The sequence below is a fragment of the Pseudomonas sp. PSPC3-2 genome, from assembly GCF_049897085.1.
Taxonomy (GTDB): Bacteria; Pseudomonadota; Gammaproteobacteria; order Pseudomonadales; family Pseudomonadaceae; genus Aquipseudomonas; species Aquipseudomonas paraveronii.
Genome location: NZ_JAFCVO010000011.1, coordinates 194,768 through 213,455 on the forward strand (window position 1 = coordinate 194,768; position 18,688 = coordinate 213,455).

General features: G+C 64.1%; 15 protein-coding genes. 5 read left to right on the plus strand and 10 right to left on the minus strand.

Annotated features, from left to right (window positions below):
• Positions 1-27: 27 nt before the first annotated feature.
• Positions 28-627, minus strand: a complete 600-nt coding sequence (locus ACP7CJ_RS19515; RefSeq protein ID WP_046383917.1) for a helix-turn-helix domain-containing protein — start codon at positions 625-627, stop codon at positions 28-30.
• Between the two features lie 282 nt (positions 628-909).
• Here ACP7CJ_RS19515 and glnT point away from each other — a divergent pair, with 282 nt between their 5' ends.
• From glnT to ACP7CJ_RS19540, 5 genes are all read left to right on the plus strand, one after another.
• A complete protein-coding gene (glnT, locus tag ACP7CJ_RS19520; protein ID WP_253394881.1) occupies positions 910-2,244 on the plus strand; it encodes a type III glutamate--ammonia ligase in 1,335 nt (444 codons plus the stop codon).
• A 22-nt stretch (positions 2,245-2,266) separates the two neighbouring features.
• Entirely contained in the window at positions 2,267-3,172 is a 906-nt protein-coding gene (locus ACP7CJ_RS19525) for a class II glutamine amidotransferase (protein WP_426101157.1), read from the plus strand.
• Between the two features lie 11 nt (positions 3,173-3,183).
• Positions 3,184-3,858 carry a protein glxC gene (locus tag ACP7CJ_RS19530; protein ID WP_276197474.1) on the plus strand — a complete coding sequence of 225 codons (675 nt, stop codon included), beginning with the start codon at positions 3,184-3,186 and terminating at the stop codon, positions 3,856-3,858.
• A 15-nt stretch (positions 3,859-3,873) separates the two neighbouring features.
• Positions 3,874-5,196, plus strand: a complete 1,323-nt coding sequence (locus ACP7CJ_RS19535) for an FMN-binding glutamate synthase family protein (protein WP_276197475.1) — start codon at positions 3,874-3,876, stop codon at positions 5,194-5,196.
• Positions 5,197-5,370: 174 nt separating this feature from the next.
• On the plus strand, positions 5,371-6,696 hold the full coding sequence (locus ACP7CJ_RS19540; protein ID WP_426101159.1) for an ammonium transporter: 1,326 nt from the start codon (positions 5,371-5,373) through the stop codon (positions 6,694-6,696).
• An 867-nt stretch (positions 6,697-7,563) separates the two neighbouring features.
• On the opposite strand, the gene ACP7CJ_RS19545 is transcribed toward ACP7CJ_RS19540, so the two are convergent.
• The 9 genes from ACP7CJ_RS19545 to ACP7CJ_RS19585 form a co-directional block, all read right to left on the minus strand.
• Complete coding sequence (locus tag ACP7CJ_RS19545) at positions 7,564-8,508, minus strand: bifunctional 5,10-methylenetetrahydrofolate dehydrogenase/5,10-methenyltetrahydrofolate cyclohydrolase (protein WP_426101161.1); 945 nt, start codon at positions 8,506-8,508, stop codon at positions 7,564-7,566.
• 63 nt (positions 8,509-8,571) lie between these two features.
• Positions 8,572-10,251, minus strand: coding sequence for an APC family permease (locus ACP7CJ_RS19550; protein ID WP_426101163.1), 1,680 nt, complete (start codon positions 10,249-10,251; stop codon positions 8,572-8,574).
• Between the two features lie 88 nt (positions 10,252-10,339).
• A complete protein-coding gene (locus tag ACP7CJ_RS19555; protein ID WP_426101165.1) occupies positions 10,340-12,649 on the minus strand; it encodes a DUF1989 domain-containing protein in 2,310 nt (769 codons plus the stop codon).
• Positions 12,650-12,662: 13 nt separating this feature from the next.
• Positions 12,663-14,030: an NAD(P)-binding domain-containing protein gene (locus ACP7CJ_RS19560; protein WP_276197479.1), complete on the minus strand. Its 1,368-nt coding sequence runs from the start codon at positions 14,028-14,030 to the stop codon at positions 12,663-12,665.
• Between the two features lie 21 nt (positions 14,031-14,051).
• Positions 14,052-14,918: a formyltetrahydrofolate deformylase gene (gene purU, locus ACP7CJ_RS19565; RefSeq protein ID WP_276197480.1), complete on the minus strand. Its 867-nt coding sequence runs from the start codon at positions 14,916-14,918 to the stop codon at positions 14,052-14,054.
• A gap of 30 nt (positions 14,919-14,948) precedes the next feature.
• Positions 14,949-16,079, minus strand: coding sequence for an aminomethyltransferase family protein (locus ACP7CJ_RS19570; protein ID WP_276197481.1), 1,131 nt, complete (start codon positions 16,077-16,079; stop codon positions 14,949-14,951).
• 27 nt (positions 16,080-16,106) lie between these two features.
• Positions 16,107-17,123 carry a heme-dependent oxidative N-demethylase family protein gene (locus ACP7CJ_RS19575; protein WP_276197482.1) on the minus strand — a complete coding sequence of 339 codons (1,017 nt, stop codon included), beginning with the start codon at positions 17,121-17,123 and terminating at the stop codon, positions 16,107-16,109.
• Between the two features lie 11 nt (positions 17,124-17,134).
• Positions 17,135-18,064 (minus strand): PDR/VanB family oxidoreductase, encoded by a 930-nt coding sequence (locus ACP7CJ_RS19580; protein ID WP_426101167.1) that lies wholly within the window; start codon positions 18,062-18,064, stop codon positions 17,135-17,137.
• Positions 18,061-18,507 (minus strand): dimethylamine monooxygenase subunit DmmA family protein, encoded by a 447-nt coding sequence (locus ACP7CJ_RS19585; protein ID WP_426101169.1) that lies wholly within the window; start codon positions 18,505-18,507, stop codon positions 18,061-18,063. Before ACP7CJ_RS19585 ends, ACP7CJ_RS19580 begins: the two co-directional genes overlap by 4 nt.
• Between the last annotated feature and the right edge of the window lie 181 nt (positions 18,508-18,688).

Consider the following 18,688-nt stretch of genomic DNA (forward strand, 5'->3'; position numbering starts at 1 on the left):
GTGCTTCAGGTGTATCGCGAGTCCGGATTATTCCTTGTCGTTGCCGTAATTCATGATCGACAGCAGGCGAATCGGCACCCGCACCAACTCTTCCGGCCCATGGGGAATTTCGCCCTCGAACGTCAGGCTGTCGCCGGCTTCCATCCGATACAGCTGATTCCCATGCCGATAAATCAGCTCCCCTTCCAGCAAGTGCAGAAACTCGGTACCCGGGTGGGCAAAGGTCGGGAACTCCTCGCTGGCGTCATCCATGCTGACCATGTACGCCTCAAAGCTCTTCTTCGGCCCCCGCGTATGGTTGAGCAGATGGTAGGTATGCCCCTTTTCCGTACCCCGGCGCACCACTTCCATGCCTTGGTCGGCTTTGACCAGCAAGGCACTGCCATCTTGTTGATCGTATTCGGCGAACAATTTCGACAACGGCAGCCCGAGCACGTCGCACAGGCGACTCAGGGTGTCGAGGCTGGTGGACACCTGGGCGTTTTCGATCTTGCTCAACATGCCCTGGCTGATATCGGCAATCTTCGCCACGTCGGACAGCTTCAGGTCCTGGGCCTGGCGTTGGCGTTTGATCTGCAAACCCAGGTATTGCTCCAGCTTGAGGCGGGGGGCGGTTTCGGTGGACATAGTCATCAGATCCTGCACGCTTTCCGTTCAGTAATATTAGTTTCGCACTAGGAAAGTGCAAGTGGCGGCGCTTGGCGGCCGTGCCCCGGCACGTATTCCCACGGGGAAAAGAATTTTTCCATATATACAGCACAAAAGCGCTTTCACCGGCACTTCAATCGGCCGCTCGCGAATCTGGCAAGGGTATTGCATTCCTGTGGGGAAACTAACTTTCTTTTTAAGAATAAAAAGACAGTCTAGGCCCACCCACACGGTTTTGCCTTTCGCGAGGAGTGACACGCAATGTTGCCAGCAGAAACCCAGCGCATCATCGACAAGTACGGCATCAAGTACGTGCTTGCGCAGTTTGTGGATATACACGGTGCGGCCAAGACCAAGTCGGTGCCGATTTGCGGGCTCAAGACGGTGGCCGAAGAGGGCGCCGGGTTTGCCGGGTTTGCCATCAGCGGCATGGGCATGGAACCCCACGGCCCGGACTTCATGGCGCGGGGCGACCTGTCCACGCTGACCCCGGTGCCCTGGCAGCCGGGTTACGGGCGCGTGGTGTGCGTCGGGCATGTCGACGGCAAGCCCCATCCCTTTGATAGCCGCTACGTGCTGCAGCAGCAGGTGCAGCGCCTGCAAGACAAGGGCTGGACGCTGAACACCGGCCTGGAACCCGAATTCAACCTGATGCGCCGCGACGAGCAGGGCAAGCTGCAACTGGTCGACCCCAGCGACAACCTCGACAAGCCCTGCTACGACTACAAGGGCCTGTCGCGCTCGCGGGTGTTCCTGGAGCGCCTGACCGAAGCCTTGCAGGCGGTGGATTTCGAGGTCTATCAGATCGACCACGAAGACGCCAACGGCCAGTTCGAAATCAACTACACCTACAGCGACGCCCTGACCTCGGCCGACCGCTTCACCTTCTTCCGCATGGCCGCCGGCGAGATCGCCAACGACCTGGGCATGATCTGTTCGTTCATGCCCAAGCCCGACCCGAAACGCGCCGGCAACGGCATGCACTTTCACCTGTCGATCAGCAGCGCCGAGAACAAGAACCTGTTCCATGACGCCAGCGACCCGAGCGGCATGGGCCTGTCGAAACTGGCCTATCACTTCGCCGCCGGCCTGCTCGCCCATGGCCCGGCGCTGTGTGCGTTCGCCGCGCCCACCGTCAACTCCTACAAGCGCCTGGTGGTGGGCAACTCGCTGTCCGGCGCCACCTGGGCCCCGGCCTTTATCGCGTTTGGCGCCAACAACCGTTCGGCCATGGTGCGCGTGCCTTACGGCCGCCTGGAGTTCCGCCTGCCGGATGCCGGCTGCAACCCTTACCTGGTCAGCGCCGCGATCATCGCGGCGGGCCTGGACGGTATCGATCGCGAGTTGGAAATCGACCACGTCTGCAACGAAAACCTCTACAGCCTGAGCCTGGAGCAGATCGCCGAGCGCGGCATCAAGACCTTGCCCCAATCCCTCAAGGAAGCCTGCGACGCGCTGGAAGCCGACCCGCTGTTCGCCGAGGTGCTGGGCCCGCAGATCGTGGGTGAGTTCATCAAGCTCAAGCGCATGGAGTGGGTGGAATACAGCCGCCATGTGAGCGACTGGGAAGTCCAGCGCTATACCGAATTTTTCTGACACCGTGTGACGGAGACTTGATATGTGTGGAATCGTAGGTCTGTACCTGAAAAACCCCCGACTGGAACCCCAGCTCGGCCAGTTGTTTGAACCGATGTTGCAGGCCATGACCGACCGTGGCCCGGACAGTGCGGGTTTTGCCATCTACGGTGATGAAGTCGCCGACGGCTGGGTCAAGCTGACCCTGCAAGCGACTACCGAGGGCTTCGACTGGAAAGCCCTGATGGGCGAACTGGAAGGGCGCCTGGGCTGTTCGCTGGACTGGTTTCAGAACGCCAGCGCCGCCGTGTTGAAGATCCACGCCGACGAAGCCCCGGTGCGCCTGGCCCTGGCCGAACTGGCGCCGAGCGTGCGCATCATGAGCGCCGGGCAGAGCATCGAGATCCTCAAGGGCATGGGCCTGCCCCAGGAAATTTCCCAGCGCTTCGGCCTGGCGAGCATGCAAGGCAGCCACATCATCGGCCACACCCGCATGGCCACTGAAAGCGCGGTGACCATGGAAGGCAGCCACCCGTTTTCCACCGGTGCCGACCTGTGCCTGGTCCACAACGGTTCGCTGTCGAACCACTTCCGCCTGCGCCAGGAACTCAAGCGCGAAGGCATCCATTTTGAAACCGACAACGACACCGAAGTCGCCGCCGGCTACCTGACCTGGCGCCTGCAACAGGGCGACTCGCTCAAAGAGGCGCTGGACCACGCCCTGGAAGACCTCGACGGCTTCTTCACCTTCGCCATCGGCACGCGCAACGGTTTTGCGGTGATCCGCGACCCGATCGCGTGCAAGCCGGCGATCCTCGCCGAGACCGACGACTACGTCGCCATGGCCTCCGAGTACCAGGCGCTGTCGAGCCTGCCAGGCATCGAGAACGCCCGCATCTGGGAGCCCGCACCGGCCACTTTGTACATCTGGGAACGCCAGTCAGCTTAAGGAGCGCACACATGAAAACCATCGATCTTTCCACCGCCACCGTGCGTGACCTCAACCAGGCGCTGCACGCGCAGGCCATCGACAACGAATGGCGCGTCACCCACTCCAACGGCAAGCACAACCTGGCGGTCGGGGTGAATCAGGCGGTGTCCATCGATATCGAGGGCCACGCCGGCTACTACTGCGCGGGCATGAACCAACAGGCGTCGATCACCGTACACGGCAACGTCGGCGTGGGCTGCGCCGAGAACATGATGTCCGGTTCGGTGCGCGTCAAAGGCAGCGCGTCCCAGGCGGCCGGGGCCACGGCCCATGGCGGCTTGCTGGTGATCGAAGGCGACGCGGGCGCGCGTTGCGGCATCTCCATGAAAGGCATCGACATCGTGGTCGGTGGCAGCATCGGCCACATGAGCTGCTTCATGGGCCAGGCCGGGCGTTTGGTCGTCTGCGGCGATGCCGGCGATGCGCTGGGCGACTCGCTGTACGAAACCCACATCTACGTGAAGGGCACGGTGGAGTCGCTGGGCTCCGATTGCGTCGAAAAAGAGATGCGCAGCGAGCACCTGCACGAGCTGCAAGAGCTGCTCGATCGCGCCGGTTTCGCCCACCGCGCTGCGGATTTCAAGCGCTACGGCTCGGCCCGCCAGCTGTACAACTTCAAAGTCGATAACGCCTCCGCCTACTGATTCAGGAGCTACAACATGAGTGAACAAACCCCTCCGGTACTGCGCGAGTCGGCCACCTTCGATCGCCTGACCATCCAGGAAATCCAGCGCGCCGCCGAAACCGGTATCTACGACATTCGCGGCGGCGGTACCAAGCGCAAGCTGCCGCACTTCGATGACTTGCTGCTGCTCGGCGCCAGCGTGTCGCGTTACCCGCTGGAAGGCTATCGCGAGAAGTGCGGCACCGACGTGATCCTCGGCAACCGCTTCGCCAAGAAACCGATCCACCTGAAGATCCCGGTGACCATCGCCGGCATGAGTTTCGGTGCGTTGTCGGCCAACGCCAAGGAAGCCCTGGGCCGTGGCGCGAGCATCGCCGGCACCAGCACCACCACCGGTGACGGCGGCATGACTCCGGAAGAGCGCGGTCAGTCGCGGCACCTGGTGTACCAGTACCTGCCGTCGCGCTACGGCATGAACCCCGATGACCTGCGCAAGGCCGATGCCATCGAGATCGTCCTCGGCCAGGGCGCCAAGCCCGGCGGTGGCGGCATGTTGCTAGGCATGAAAGTCACCGAGCGCGTGGCCGGCATGCGCACCTTGCCGATCGGCGTGGACCAGCGCAGCGCCTGCCGCCACCCGGACTGGACCGGCCCGGACGACCTGGCGATCAAGATTGCCGAGTTGCGCGAGATCACCGATTGGGAAAAACCGATCTACGTGAAAATCGGCGCCAGCCGGCCGTATTACGACGTGAAGCTGGCGGTCAAGGCCGGTGCCGATGTGATCGTGCTCGACGGCATGCAAGGCGGCACAGCCGCCACCCAGGAAGTGTTTATCGAGCATGTCGGCATCCCGATTCTGTCGGCCATCCCCCAAGCGGTACAGGCTTTGCAAGAGATGGGCATGCACCGCAAGGTCCAGTTGATTGTGTCGGGCGGGATTCGTAACGGCGCCGATGTGGCCAAGGCCATGGCGATGGGCGCGGATGCGGTGGCCATTGGCACGGCCGCGCTGATTGCCCTGGGCGACAACCACCCACGGCTGGACGCGGAACTGAAAAAGATCGGCTCGGCCGCCGGCTTCTACGACGACTGGCAGAACGGCCGCGACCCGGCCGGCATCACCACCCAGGACCCGGAGCTATCGAAACGCCTCGACCCGGTGGAAGGCGGGCGGCGCTTGGCCAACTACCTGCGGGTGATGGTGCTCGAAGCCCAGACCATGGCCCGTGCGTGCGGCAAGTCGCACCTGCACAACCTCGACCCCGAGGACCTGGTTGCGCTGACGGTGGAGTCGGCCGCCATGGCACGGGTGCCGTTGGCAGGGACCAACTGGGTGCCGGGTTCCGGTTACTGAGTTACGAGCCGGCTTGCCGGCTGCTACGGCGTTCCACCCCTGTAGGAGCGAGCTTGCTCGCGAAGGTCGTTAACGATAACGCGGGCATCCTGGATGACCGCGTTGTCTGGACGGTTTTCGCGAGCAAGCTCGCTCCTACATGCATCTCCCCTATCTTTTGCAGGAGCTTTGAACATGATCAATCGTCTTCTCGGCAAATCCCTCTTCGGCTTATTGGCGGCCAGTGCCTTCGCACCCTTGGCCCAGGCCGCCGATGCTCCGACCTTGAACACCGGCAGCACCGCCTGGATGATCACCGCCGCCGTGCTGGTGCTGTTCATGTGTCTGCCGGGGCTCGCGCTGTTCTACGGCGGCCTGGTCCGTGCGAAAAACATGCTCTCGCTGTTCACCCAGTGCTTCGGCGTCGCCGGCCTGGTGGGCGTGCTGTGGGTGATCTACGGCTACAGCATGGTGGTCGATACCACGGGCATGGTCGAAGGGCAGGTGACCTTCAACAGTTTTGTCGGCGGCCTGGGCCGCGCGTTCCTGGCGGGCATGACCCCCGCCAGCCTGGTGGGGGATATTCCGGAAGGCGTATTCGTGACCTTCCAGATGACCTTCGCGATCATCACCCCGGCGCTGATCGCCGGCGCCTTCGCCGAACGCATGAAGTTCTCGGCGGCGCTGCTGTTCATGGCCATCTGGTTCACCCTGGTGTATGCCCCGGTGGCGCATATGGTCTGGGGCGGTTCGGGGGCCTTGATGCATAACTGGGGCGTGCTCGACTTTGCCGGCGGCACCGCCGTCCACATCAACGCCGGTGTGGCCGCGCTTGCCGCATGCCTGATCCTCGGCAAGCGCAAGGGCTACCAGAACACGCCGATGCCCGCGCATAACCTGAGCCTGACCATGGCCGGTGCGGCGATGCTCTGGGTCGGCTGGTTCGGCTTCAACATCGGCTCCGGCGGCGGCCTCAACGGCACCTCGGGGATTGTCATGCTCAACACCCAACTGGGCGCCTGTGCGGGGATTCTCGGCTGGATGTTCACCGAGTGGTTCAAGGTCGGCAAGCCTAGCGCCCTGGGCCTGGCCAGCGGTGCATTGGCTGGCCTGGTGGGGATCACCCCGGCGTGCGCCTATGTGGGCGTCGGCGGCGCGTTGGCCATCGGCTTGCTGTGCGGGGTGTTCTGCTACCTGAGCGTGACCGTATTGAAGCGGCGCTTCGGCTACGACGACAGCCTCGACGTATTCGGCCTGCACGGCATCGGCGGCATGATCGGCGCCGTACTCACCGGTGTGTTCTGCGTACCGTCCATGGGTGGACTGGTGGAAGGCGTGACCATGGGCGCCCAGGTAGTGGCACAGCTCAAAGGGGTGGCGCTGACCACCGTGTACTGCTTCGTGGTCAGCTGGATCATCCTCAAAGTGGTCAATGCGCTGGTCGGCCTGCGTGCCCATGAGTCGGTGGAAGAGATGGGCCTGGACCTCGCCGAGCACAACGAGCGGGCCTACAACCACTGATTCTCCCCCTGAGTAAACGCAGCTCAAAATGTGGGAGGGGCGGTGCGACGATTCGACTTGCTCCCGATGGCGCCGGATCAGTCAGCTTGTTAGTAGCTGACCCACCGCCATCGGGAGCAAGCCCCCTCCCACAGTTGCCTTGCTGCGCCACGGTGGATGGGGTTGGACCTGGCCGAGCATAACGGGCGGGCCTACAACCACTGATCCTCTCCCTGAGTAAACGCAGCTCAAAATGTGGGAGGGGGCTTGCTCCCGATGGCGCCGGAACAGTCAGCTTGTTTGTAGCTGACCCACTGCAATCGGGGGCAAGCCCCCTCCCACAGTTGCCTTGCTGCGCCACGGTGGATGGGGCTGGACCTCGCCAAGCATAACGAGCGGGCCTACAACCACTGATCTTCCCCCTGAGTAAACGTAGCTCAAAATGTGGGAGGGGCGGTGCGACGATTCGACTTGCTCCCGATGGCGCCGGAACAGTCAGCTTGTTTGTAGCTGACCCACCGCCATCGGGGGCAAGCCCCCTCCCACAGTTGCCTTGCTGCGCCACGGTGGATGGGGCTGGACCTCGCCAAGCATAACGAGCGGGCCTACAACCACTGATCTTCCCCCTGAGTAAACGCAGCTCAAAATGTGGGAGGGGGCTTGCTCCCGATGGCGCCGGATCAGTCAGCTTGTTTGTAGCTGACCCACCGCCATCGGGGGCAAGCCCCCTCCCACAGTTGCCTTGCTGCGCCACGGTGGATGGGGTTGGACCTGGCCGAGCATAACGAGCGGGCCTACAACCACTGATCCTCTCCCTGAGTAAACGCAGCTCAAAATGTGGGAGGGGCGGTGCGACGATTCGACTTGCTCCCGATGGCGCCGGAACAGTCAGCTTGTTTGTAGCTGACCCACTGCCATCGGGGGCAAGCCCCCTCCCACAGTTGCCTTGCTGCGCTGCAACTGGCTGGCCACCAGGGTGTTCTTCAGCAGGTAGGCAATCGTCATCGGCCCGACACCGCCCGGCACCGGCGTAATCGCGCTGGCCACGGTGCGTGCGCTGGCATAGTCGACATCGCCCACCAACCGCGTACCGGTCTCGGTGCTGATGCGGTTGATCCCCACGTCGATCACCACCGCGCCCGGCTTGAGCCAGCTGGCATCGATCAACTGCGGCCGACCGACGGCGGCGACGACGATATCGGCCAAGCGGCACAACGCCGGTGCATCGACGCTGCGCGAGTGCACCACGCTGACCGAGCAGTTGGCCTGCAACAGCAGGGTCGCCATCGGTTTGCCGACGATGTTCGAGCGACCAATCACCACCGCGTGCAAGCCAGTCAAGTCGCCGCAGGTTTCATGCAGCAGACGCATGCAGCCGCTGGGCGTGCAGGGCGTGAGGACCTCGATGCCTTGCACCAGGCCGCCGACGTTCTCACGGTGGAAACCGTCCACGTCCTTGACCGGGTCAATCGCATGGATCACGGCTGCCTCGTCGATATTCGCCGGCAACGGCAACTGCACCAGCACGCCGTTGACCGAAGCGTCGGCGTTCAGCTGCGCAAGCAGGTCGAGCACTTGCGCCTGGCTGGCGTCATCCGGCAGCCGGTATTCAAGGGAGCGAATCCCGACTTCCTTGGCCCGCAGCAGTTTGTTGCGCACATACACTTCGCTGGCCGGGTCGTCGCCCACCAGCACGACGGCCAGGGCCGGGAAGATTTTTTGCGTGGCAAGCAGCAGGACCTCGTCGCGAACCTCGTCGAGAACCTGGGCAGAAATGGCCTTGCCGTCGATATCGCGGGCAAGGGGGGAGAGTGTGCTGGTCAAAAGCGTCACCGATGTCTGGAAAAATAGGGGAGCTGAGGGATAAATCCCTCAGCGATAAGCCGCCCAGGGCATTCAGGCTACCAGTTGATGGCAGGCATACACCACCATCACACCGGCGATCAGCGTGGCATAGGGCAGCCAGCCGGCGCGGCGTTGACCGTCATCAGCCTGGATATACAGGTCGCTGAGCATGGCCGCGGGGAAGCGGCCTTTGTCCTGCACATAGTGGCGGTAGCAGAACACCGGCAGGATCAGCAGCGCCAGCAGCAAGCCGGTGACCAGCGTGCCCGCGCCCCAGATATCCGCGCCCAGGCCCATGCACGCCAGGTTGACGAAGCTCAGCACGCCGCCGGCCGCCAGCAGCACGGTGGGGGCTTTGTACGGGCGCACCCAGTCGGGGCGGTCCAGACGGTGAATCCAGCCGGCGTTGAGGTTGAGGAAGTTGAAGATGATGTAGCTGACGTTGGAGGCCGCCAGCACGAACACGTAGTCCGACATCAGCAACAACAGCAGGTTGAACGACAGGTCGGTCCACATCGCCGCCGTGGGCGCGCCGTGTTCGTTGGTGCGCCCCAGGTACTTGGGCAGCCAGCCGTCCACCGATGCCTGATACAGGGTGCGCGACGAGCCGGACATCGAGGTCATGATCGCCAGCAACGTGGCCAACACCAGCATGATCAGTACGATATTGGCGACCACCTTGCCGCCGCCGATGCTGTCGGCCATCGCCTGGCCAACGCCCATGCCGCTGTAGATCGCCGGCGACAGCAGGCCGCTGTACACCGCCGGTGTCACCACCGCGCCGCTGGCGTCGAGCACCGCCGGGGTCACCAGTTGGCCGAGCCCCAGGCTGCCTTGAAACGCCAGCGGCACCAGGGTGAACACCAGGATGCACAGCAGGCCGGCGTAGAAGATCGCCTTGAAGGTGTCACGCTTGGGGTCCTTGAACTCGCGGGTGTAGCACACCGCCGTTTCGAACCCGTAGGTGGACCACGCGGCCATGAACAGCCCGCCGGCCATCAGCGACCAGCCGGACATATCCCACGGGCCATCGATGACTTGCCCGGCCGCGTCATGCGCCAGCGGGAACAGCGGCAGGAAGTTGGCCTGGGTCGCATCCCCGGTGAACAACGGCACCACGCCCACCAGCAACAGCGGGATCAGCGAGGTGACGCCGAGCACCAGCGTCAGGCGCGCCGAGCGCAGGATGCCGCCATGCTGCACGGCAAACACCGTGAGCAGAATCAACAGGCCAATGGCGAATGTCGCGTTGATGCGCAACGACAGGCCGCTCTTGACCCAGCCCAGGTCGAGCAGGGTCAGTTGCCAGGTGTTGATCAGCGCATCGGCGGGAAACAGCGCGGTGAGGATATACCCCGCCGCCAGCCCCGAGCCGATGGACAGCACCGGCGACCAGGCCAGCCAGTTGCACCACACCGACACCGGTGCGATCAACTTGCTGTAGCGCACCCAGGCCACCGCGCCGTACACCGAGGCACCGCCGGACTTGTGCGGGAACAGCCCGGCGATCTCGGCATAGGTAAAGGCCTGGATAAACCCGAACAGGATCGACACGATCCACACGATCCAGGCCGGTTTGCCCACCGTGGCGGCAATCGCGCCGATGGAGAACAGCACCAGCGCGGGTACGCCACTGGCGACCCAGAATGCACCGCGCCAATCGATCTTGCGGTGCAGGCTGCCCACTGAGCTGGCAGCCTGCGGTACAGCCTCGAACGTCGTCGCTTCCATCTTCGTATTCCCATGTCTGAGTAGCGGTTAAGAAGGGCAATCAAAGTGGGCAGTCAAAGTGGGGTGGCACACATCGCTATTGGGACGATCAGCTACGCACCCGGCTCTTGTCCGGGTCATAGAAAATCGCTGCGCTGACCGTGGCGCTGATGCGCTTCTGCAGGCCATCGACTTTGCCAATCTCAAGCAGGGTGCCGGGCTCGGCGCAGCTCACGTCCACTCGGCACAGCGCGATATTGCTGGCCAGCAACGGTGAGCGGCAGGCACTGGTGATGACCCCGACCTGGGCGCGGCCGTGGTACACCGGGTCGCCGTGATGCGCGGCCTCATTGCCGCGCAGGTGCAGGCCGACCAGCTTGTGGCTGGGATGGGCGCTGCGCCGCAACAGAGCGTCGCGGCCGATAAAGTCATCGGTCTTGCTCTTGAGTGGCACGCTGAACCCGATGCCGGCCTCGAACGGGTCGGTCTGGTCGCTGAACTCGTAGCCGGCAAAAATCAGCCCGGCTTCGATGCGCAGCAAGTCCAGCGCTTCCAGGCCCAGGGGCACCAGGCCCAAGGGTTGGCCGAGTTGCCAGATGCGGTCCCACACCCGTTCGGCGTCTTCGGGCTGGCACCACACCTCGAAGCCCAGTTCACCGGTGTAGCCGGTGCGCGAAATCATCAACGGGCAGCCCTCGAAGCCGTCCAGCCGGCCGACCAGGAAGCGGAACCAGCCGAGGCTCTCCACGCTCGGTTGGGTGGGCGGCGTCCAGACCATCTGCGTGAGCAGCTCGCGGCTGAGCGGCCCTTGCACCGCCAGGTTGTGAATCTGCTCGCTGGCGGACTTGACCCACACCTTCATGCCCAGTTTTTCGGCCTGCTCGCGCAGCCACACGCCGGCGTAGTCTTCGCCGCAGATCCAGCGGAAGTTGTCCGGGCCCAGGCGCAGCAGGGTGCCGTCGTCGAGCATGCCGCCGTGCGCGTGGCACATCGCCGAATAGACCACTTGGCCCACCGCCAGGCGCCGCACGTCGCGGGTCAGGCAGTACTGCAGCAGGGCTTCGGCGTCGGGGCCGATGATCTCGAACTTGCGCAGGGCGGTCAGGTCCATCACGGCCACGCGTTCGCGGCAGCCGAGGTATTCCTCGGTGGCGCCGTAGCCGTCGTAGCGCAGCGGCAGCCACCAGTTGCGGTAGTCGGTGAAGCTGCCGGTGAGGGCGCTGGTGCGTGAGTGGAACGCGGTCTCACGGGTCAGTATCGGGTCGGCATCGGCCGTAGTTCGAGTGCTCATGGCGATGGAAAAACGCTCCTTCTCGCGGTAGATACGGACATGGATATCGGTCGGGTTCCAGCCATTGGCCGGGTCGATGTCATCCGGGCACGAGGTACTGCCACACACCAGTTCGGTCATGGCCCGCAGCAGCACGTAGTCGCCGGGCCGCGACCACGGCTCATCCAGGGTCATCTGTTGGTGTGCATCAATGCCGGTGTTGAAGAAAAAATTGATCGCCGGCCAGCCATTGCGCGCCTGCACGCCGTAGGGCGCGAGTACGCGGCTGAGGTTGTCGCTGCAGTTGTCGTGCCCGAAATAGCCATGGGATTCGTAGTAGCGCGCCGCGCAGGCCAGGGCGAAGGCGTCGTGACGCCCGACCGTGTCCTGCACCACCTCCAGCATCGGCTGCATCCGACGGTCGAAAAACTTCGAGAACAGCCCCGGTGCGGGGTAGGCGCTGCCGTTCAGCGTGCGCGTCACGGTCTGGTCCAGGTCCAACTCCATGCCGCGATCCAGGGCGCGGCGGTCGAGGGCGACGAAGTCCGAGCACTGGCGGCCGGCGACGTCCAGCACCTGCACGTACTGGCCCTTGGCGACGGTGTAGCTGCGGGCGGTGCCCGCGCGCAGGGTGAACTCGTCCAGCACCTCGCCCAATGGCTCGGGCAGGACGGGCACCAGCAGGGGCGACGGGTTGGCCCGTGTCACCTGCAGGCGCAGTTCGCTGGGCCGGTATTGCCGGTCGACGGCGGTGGGCCTGGCAGGGGCGGCGACGATCACCAGCAGGCGCTCATCGGCGACGAACTGCCGGGCGTGGCCGGGCGGGCTGTCGTCGTCCCACAGCGCGGCGGCCAGGGGCAATGCCTGGGCGTCGATGCCACGCCGCTTGAGCGCCTGGCCGACACGCGGGGGCACGCGGCAGGCGCTTGAGCCTCTCAGCCCCCAGCTCGCCAGGGCGCTGCGGCCGTTAGCGTCGAGGGCCAGCAATGCGCAGGGTTGCCGGCCTTCGACGTCGATCACCTGCAGGCCGTCGCCGGGCTGCAGGTCGACCAGGCTCACACCGCCTGCGGCCACGCGGTAGCGCTCCAGGTTCGGCGCCCGGGCAAACAGCCCGGGTTCTCGCGGGTGGGAAACACGCGGAGCATTCATCATGGGCGCCCGCTCAGCCGACTGACTTGATGGGCGTCGCAGGCTCACCCAGGTACGCCGCCATCGAGTCGTCCAGGGCCTGCAGCCACGGGGTGTGGTGCGGCGGCGACTGGGTGCCGGTCATCAGCGAGCGGTAGGACTTGTCGCGATAACCCATGATGTTTTCGGCCTTGTCGTGCTTCCAGTGCAGGAAGGTCTGGTTGACGGCGGCGATGTCGAAATTCGGGTAGTCGGTGGCGTCCACCAGGTGCTGGATGTAGGCGCCCTGGAACTCGAACATCTGCTGGTTGGTTTCCAGGGTTTGTTCGCGTGCCTGCCATTGTTGGCTGTCGGCGATCATCTCGGCCTGGCTGGGCAGCGTGATACGCCCCAGGATCACATCGCGGGCATACCAGGCCTGGGCATCGAACATGTTGAACGAGTACCACTGGTCCTGCATGCCGAGGTAGATCAACCGTGGGTTGGGTTCCCAGAACACGCCTTTGTAGAGGTTCATCGGCCACAGGCGGTTGTCGGTCCTGAGGCTCAGCTCATCCGGCAGGAACGGGAAGTGGTGCTTGTAGCCGGTGCACAGGATCACCGCGTCGACGTGCTTGCTGCTGCCATCGGCAAAGAACGCGCGGTTGTTTTCCAGGCGCTGCAGCAGCGGTTTTTCTTCCCAATTGTCCGGCCAGGCATAGCCCATGGGCGCGCTGCGGTAACAGCTGGTGATGCTGCGCGCGCCATATTTGTAGCATTGCGAGCCGATGTCCTCGGCCGAATAGCTGCTGCCGACGATCAGCAGGTCCTTGTCCTTGAATTCCAGGGCCTCGCGAAAGTCATGGGCATGCAGGATGCGCCCGGCGAACTGCTCGAAGCCGTCGAAGTACGGCACCATGGGCGTGGAGAAGTGGCCGCAGGCGTTGATCACGTAGTCGAATTCTTCACAGGTCAAGGTGTCGTGGGTGTAGTCGTGGGCGTACAGGGTGAAGCGCTGGGTCTGTTCGTCGAAGGTGACCTGGCGCACCACATTGTTGAAGCGGATGTAGTCGCGCACGCCGGCCTTTTCCACCCGGCCCTTGATGTAGTCCCACAGCACCTCGCGGGGCGGATAGGAGGCGATGGGCCGGCCGAAATGCTCTTCAAAGGTGTAGTCGGCGAACTCCAGGCATTCCTTGGGGCCGTTGGACCACAGGTAGCGGTACATGCTGCCGTGCACCGGCTCGCCGTTTTCGTCCAGGCCGGTGCGCCAGGTGTAGTTCCACATGCCGCCCCAGTCCTGCTGTTTCTCGAAGCACACCAGCTCGGGAATGGCGGCGCCCTTGTCGCGGGCCGACTGGAAGGCGCGAAGTTGGGCCAGGCCGCATGGGCCGGCGCCGATGATTGCTACACGTAGCGTCATGAACGTGTCTCCTGAAGGGTTTCAGCGAAAGATCACTGTCTTGTCGTGGTTGATGAACACCCGGTGTTCCAGGTGGTATTTCAGGGCTTTGGAAAGGGCTACGGTTTCGGTGTCGCGGCCGATGGCGACCAGGGAATCGGGCAGGTGGGTATGGTCGACGCGCTGGATTTCCTGCTCGATGATTGGCCCCTCGTCGAGGTCGCTGGTGACGTAGTGGGCGGTGGCGCCGATCAGCTTCACCCCCCGGTCATAGGCCTGGTGATACGGCTTGGCGCCCTTGAAACCGGGCAGGAACGAGTGGTGGATGTTGATCGCGCGCCCCGAGAGTTGCTGGCACAGGCCGTCGGACAGGATCTGCATGTAGCGCGCGAGCACCACCAGGTCGGTCTGGGTGTCTTCGACGATGCGCATCAGTTCGGCTTCCTGGCTGGCCTTAGTGTCCTTGGTGATGGGCAGGTAGATGAAGCGGATGCCTTCACGCTCGGCCATTGCCCGCAGGTCCAGGTGGTTGGAGACCACGGCGGTGATGGTCATGTCCATCTCGCCTTTGCGGTGGCGGTAGAGCAGGTCGGTGAGGCAATGGTCGAACTTGCTGACCATCAGCAGCACGCGGGTCGGCTGGCGTGAGCTGAACAACTGCCACTGCATGTCGAAGCCGCCGGCGAGTCCGCCCAGGTCTTCGCGCAGGGCGCCGACATCACCGCTGACGCCGGTGTTGAAACGGAACACCGCGCGCATGAAAAACTGCCCGGTGAACTCGTCGTCAAATTGCGCCAGCTCGCTGATGTAGCACTGCTGCCGGGCCAGGCAGGCGCTGATCGCGGCGACGATCCCGGACGCTGCCGGGCAGGTGATCTTGAGAATGTAATGTTCGCTGGAGGCGTCCATCGAAGGCTCCTGAATAAGATGAAGGAAGACTCAGCCCTTGGCCGTGCGCTTGGTTTTTTCCGGGTCGTCGAAAGGCAAGGCGTGGGTGGCGGCGGCGCCTTCGAGGCTGCCGCGCACCTGCAATGCGATGCCGGGGACGGAACAGGCAACGCTCATGCGCGCGAGGGCCATCGAGCGTTTGCTCAGGCGCGAATACATGCCGCAGGTGATCACGCCGACTTGCTGGTTGCCTTGCCACAAGGTGTCGCCAGCCTCGGCCGGGCGCACGCCGTCGAGCAGCACGCCGGTGATCTTGAAGCGCTCCTGGCCGCGCAGGCGCAGGTGTTCCTCGGCGCCGCGGAACGCTTGCTTGCCGGGCGAAACCGTGAAGTCCAGGCCCATTTCCCACAGGGTGTCGCCGGCCTTCTGGTCGGCGAAGGGGTACATCTGCGAGTTGTCGTAGGGGAAAAACATCAGCGAACTTTCCACCCGCAGCCAGTCCAGGGCGGTGAAGGCGCAGGGGATAATGCCCAGGCTCGCGCCCTGTTCGAGGATGCTGTCCCACAGAAACGGTGCGTCGGCGGCCTTGCAGAAAATCTCGTAGCCGCGCTCGCCGGTGTAGCCAGTGCGGGAGATCATCACCGGGCGCTCGAACAGGCGCGTTTGCAGGTGATGGAAGTACGGCAACTGGCGGATGCCAGGCACGTGCTCGGCGAGAAAGTCCACCGCCAGCGGGCCTTGCAGCGACAGGTCGTGCAGGTCGTCGTCGAACAGCACCGCCACTTGCCGGCCCTGAGCGGAGCGCACGAGCATTTCATGCCCGGTGCCGGCGCCATGCACGACCATGAAGGCATTGGGCCCGGTGCGGTAGACGATGCAGTCATCGACGAATTTGCCGTCCTCGTCGAGCATCGACGCATACACCGATTTGCCAGGATAGAGCTTGGCGATGTCGCGGGTGGTGGCCCACTGCAACAGGCTTTCGGCGTGCGGGCCTACGTAGTGGACTTTTTTCAGGCCCGATACGTCCATCAGGCCGGCGCGGGTGCGGATCGCTTCGTGGTGGTCGGCTAGCGCGCTGTTGTAGGTCCAGGCGGTGCCCATGCCGTTCCAGTCTTCGAGGTTCGAGCCAAGGGCGCGGTGCCGCTCGGCCAATGCAGAAATACGCCAGGAGTGGGTCATGTGATGTTCCTTGTCGGGAAAAGAAGGTCAGGCGAATGGATCGAACTGGCTCAGCCACTCGACCAGTGGCTGTCGATAGCGGGTCATGCCCTTGTAGTCGGCGATGGCATCGGGCAGGTCGCGCAGCACGCGGTGCAGGCGGCAGCCCCAGCCGGGTTGGGTGACCAGTTCGTCCAGGCTGATCAGGTAGGTGCGAATGCTGAACATCACCGCGTTGCTGCGCGGCAGGCGCGCCATCACTTGCAGTTCGACCCGCAGGTGTACCTGTTGCCCGACGTTCTGCGCGGTGATCCGACCGCGGTCGGCACCCCATTGATGGAAGGTTTCCGGAGATGAATCCAGGCGCGGGTTGATGGTCAGGGTCCAGTTCAGGCGCCGGACCGGCTGGCCGGCCTGCAGGTTGAGCAGGTACTTCAGCGCACGGTCGAACACCCCCATCTGGTTGGCCATGGGCACCGGTGCATGCCACTGCTTGAAGCTCATGCCGGCATCGAACGCCAGCGACCAGTCGGCCGGGCTGGTGACCAGGCCGGCGTCCATGTACAGGTCGCCGTCGCGCTGGTCGAGCAGGGCGAAATCCCCTTGTACCTGGCGGCCGATGTATTCCAGCGGTGCGCAGGGCAGGCTGGCGGCATCGCCGAAGATGAAGGGCTGATCGATCTGCAGCAGGTGGTTGCGCCAGTGCCAGCGGTCGCCGTCACGCACCAGGCTGAACCACTGCGGGTAGTCGATGGCGAGGTTTTCCATGAGCATTTGCAGCGCATCCCAGGCCGCCGCTTGCATGTGCGGCATCACCAGGTAGCGGCGTGGGTCGTTGTCCAGGATCAGCGCGCGTTCGGCCATTTCCGAGCGGTAGTGCTCGTCGATGTCGAAGGCGTGCTCATAAATGGAGCCAGGGTCGCGGGAGGTGGCCGGTTCGATATTCACCGAGTACAGGTAGCTGTCCTCGATAAACGGGAAGGGGAAGCGACGGATCGCCGCCGGGCTGTTGCGAAAGCTGAAATCGTCGCGATAGCTCAGCACAGGGCTCGATTGCAGGGGCATGGCACTCACTCCTATAGGTCCAGCGAAACGCAGGGGCCGCTGCCGCGCGAGACGCAAGGCATCAGAAATTCGGCCTGCTCGGCCGGGCTGAGGAAACTGTCGCGGTGTTCGATGGCGCCGCCTCGATGGCGCGTGATGCACTGGCCGCAGACCCCGCCACGGCACAGGTTGGGCACCTGCAACCCCGCGTGTTCCAAGGCTTCGAGCAGGCTCTGCTCGGCCGCCACGCGCAGGGTGCGGCCACTGCGCAGCAGTTGCAGGTCGAACGGCTGGCCCGGTTGCGCGCCTTTGAATGCTTCTGCGTGCAGCCGATTGCGTGGCCAACCGAGGCGGTCGGCGTGTTGCTCGACCGCCTCGATCAAGGATGGCGGGCCACAGGTATAGACGTGGCTGCCCAGCGCCCGGTTGGTGAGGATGCGGCTCAGGTCCGGGCGGCGGTCGTAGGCATGCAGGCGCGGGCCGAGGCGCTGTTGCAACTCATCGAGGTAGGCATCGCTGAGGCCTGGGCGGAACAGGTAATGCAGTTCGAAATCGGCCTGCTGCTGTTCCAGCGCGGCGATATAGGCCATGAACGGCGTGATGCCGATGCCGGCGGCGATCAGGATGTGCCGGCGTGCGGTGCCATGGGGCGCGAACAGATTGGCTGGCGGCGAAATCTGCAAGGTGTCGCCGACCTGTACCTGGCGATGCAAGTACTGCGAACCGCCGCGAGAAGCCTCTTGCAGGCGCACGGCGATGCGGTAGTGGTGCGTGTGCGCCGGGTCGCCGGTCAGCGAGTAGGCGTTGCGCAGCGTGCCCTCGGCCAGCGGCAGATGCACCTGGACGTGGCTGCCGGGCGAGAAAGCGGGCAGGGCGCCGTCGCAGGCGGTCAGGGTGAACTCGCGCACCACGGGCGTGAGCATTCTGGCCGCGCTGACCTGAACCTTGAGGGCGGCGCTCATGGCTGGAACCCCGCATAGGGCTGGTCGGGGTTGCTGCACACGCCGAGGTAAGCGCCCAGGCGCCGGGAAAAATGGGTGCGCACTTCCAGCCCGACGTTGCAGCCGATGCAGTTCAACACCGGCGCTGGGCCGGCGGTCTGGGTCAGCCCGCAATGGGCGCAATACACCTGGCGCAGGCCGGGCGTCGTGCAGGTCATGTGGATCTCGGCGTCTTCCAGGCCTGCGGCGCGGGCCTCAGCGTGAATGCGCCAGACAAAGGCTTCATCGCCTAGCAGGTGGAGTCGGCAGCCCACGGTGGCGCTGGCCAATGCCTGTTGCAAGCGCCGGGCAAAGTCGGGTTGTTCGCCGCTCAGCAGCAACGGGTTGTCCAGTTCGGTGCCCCCCTGCGTGAAGGCGGTTGCCGATTGCATCACCACGATGGGGCGGTTGTGGGTGTGCGTCATGCGGGCTCTCCAAGGTGCGTTGTGTTTCCTGCTGGGAGAGATAATTTCCTATGAGGAAAATCTTCTCAATCTGGAAAAAGGGCTATGCCTTTGGAGATAAGCCTTGCCGCACGGCCGTTCGGGGCATGGAAGTTGCTGGTCTTGCGTTAACGCTCAGCAACCGGACGGGGAGTTATCGAAG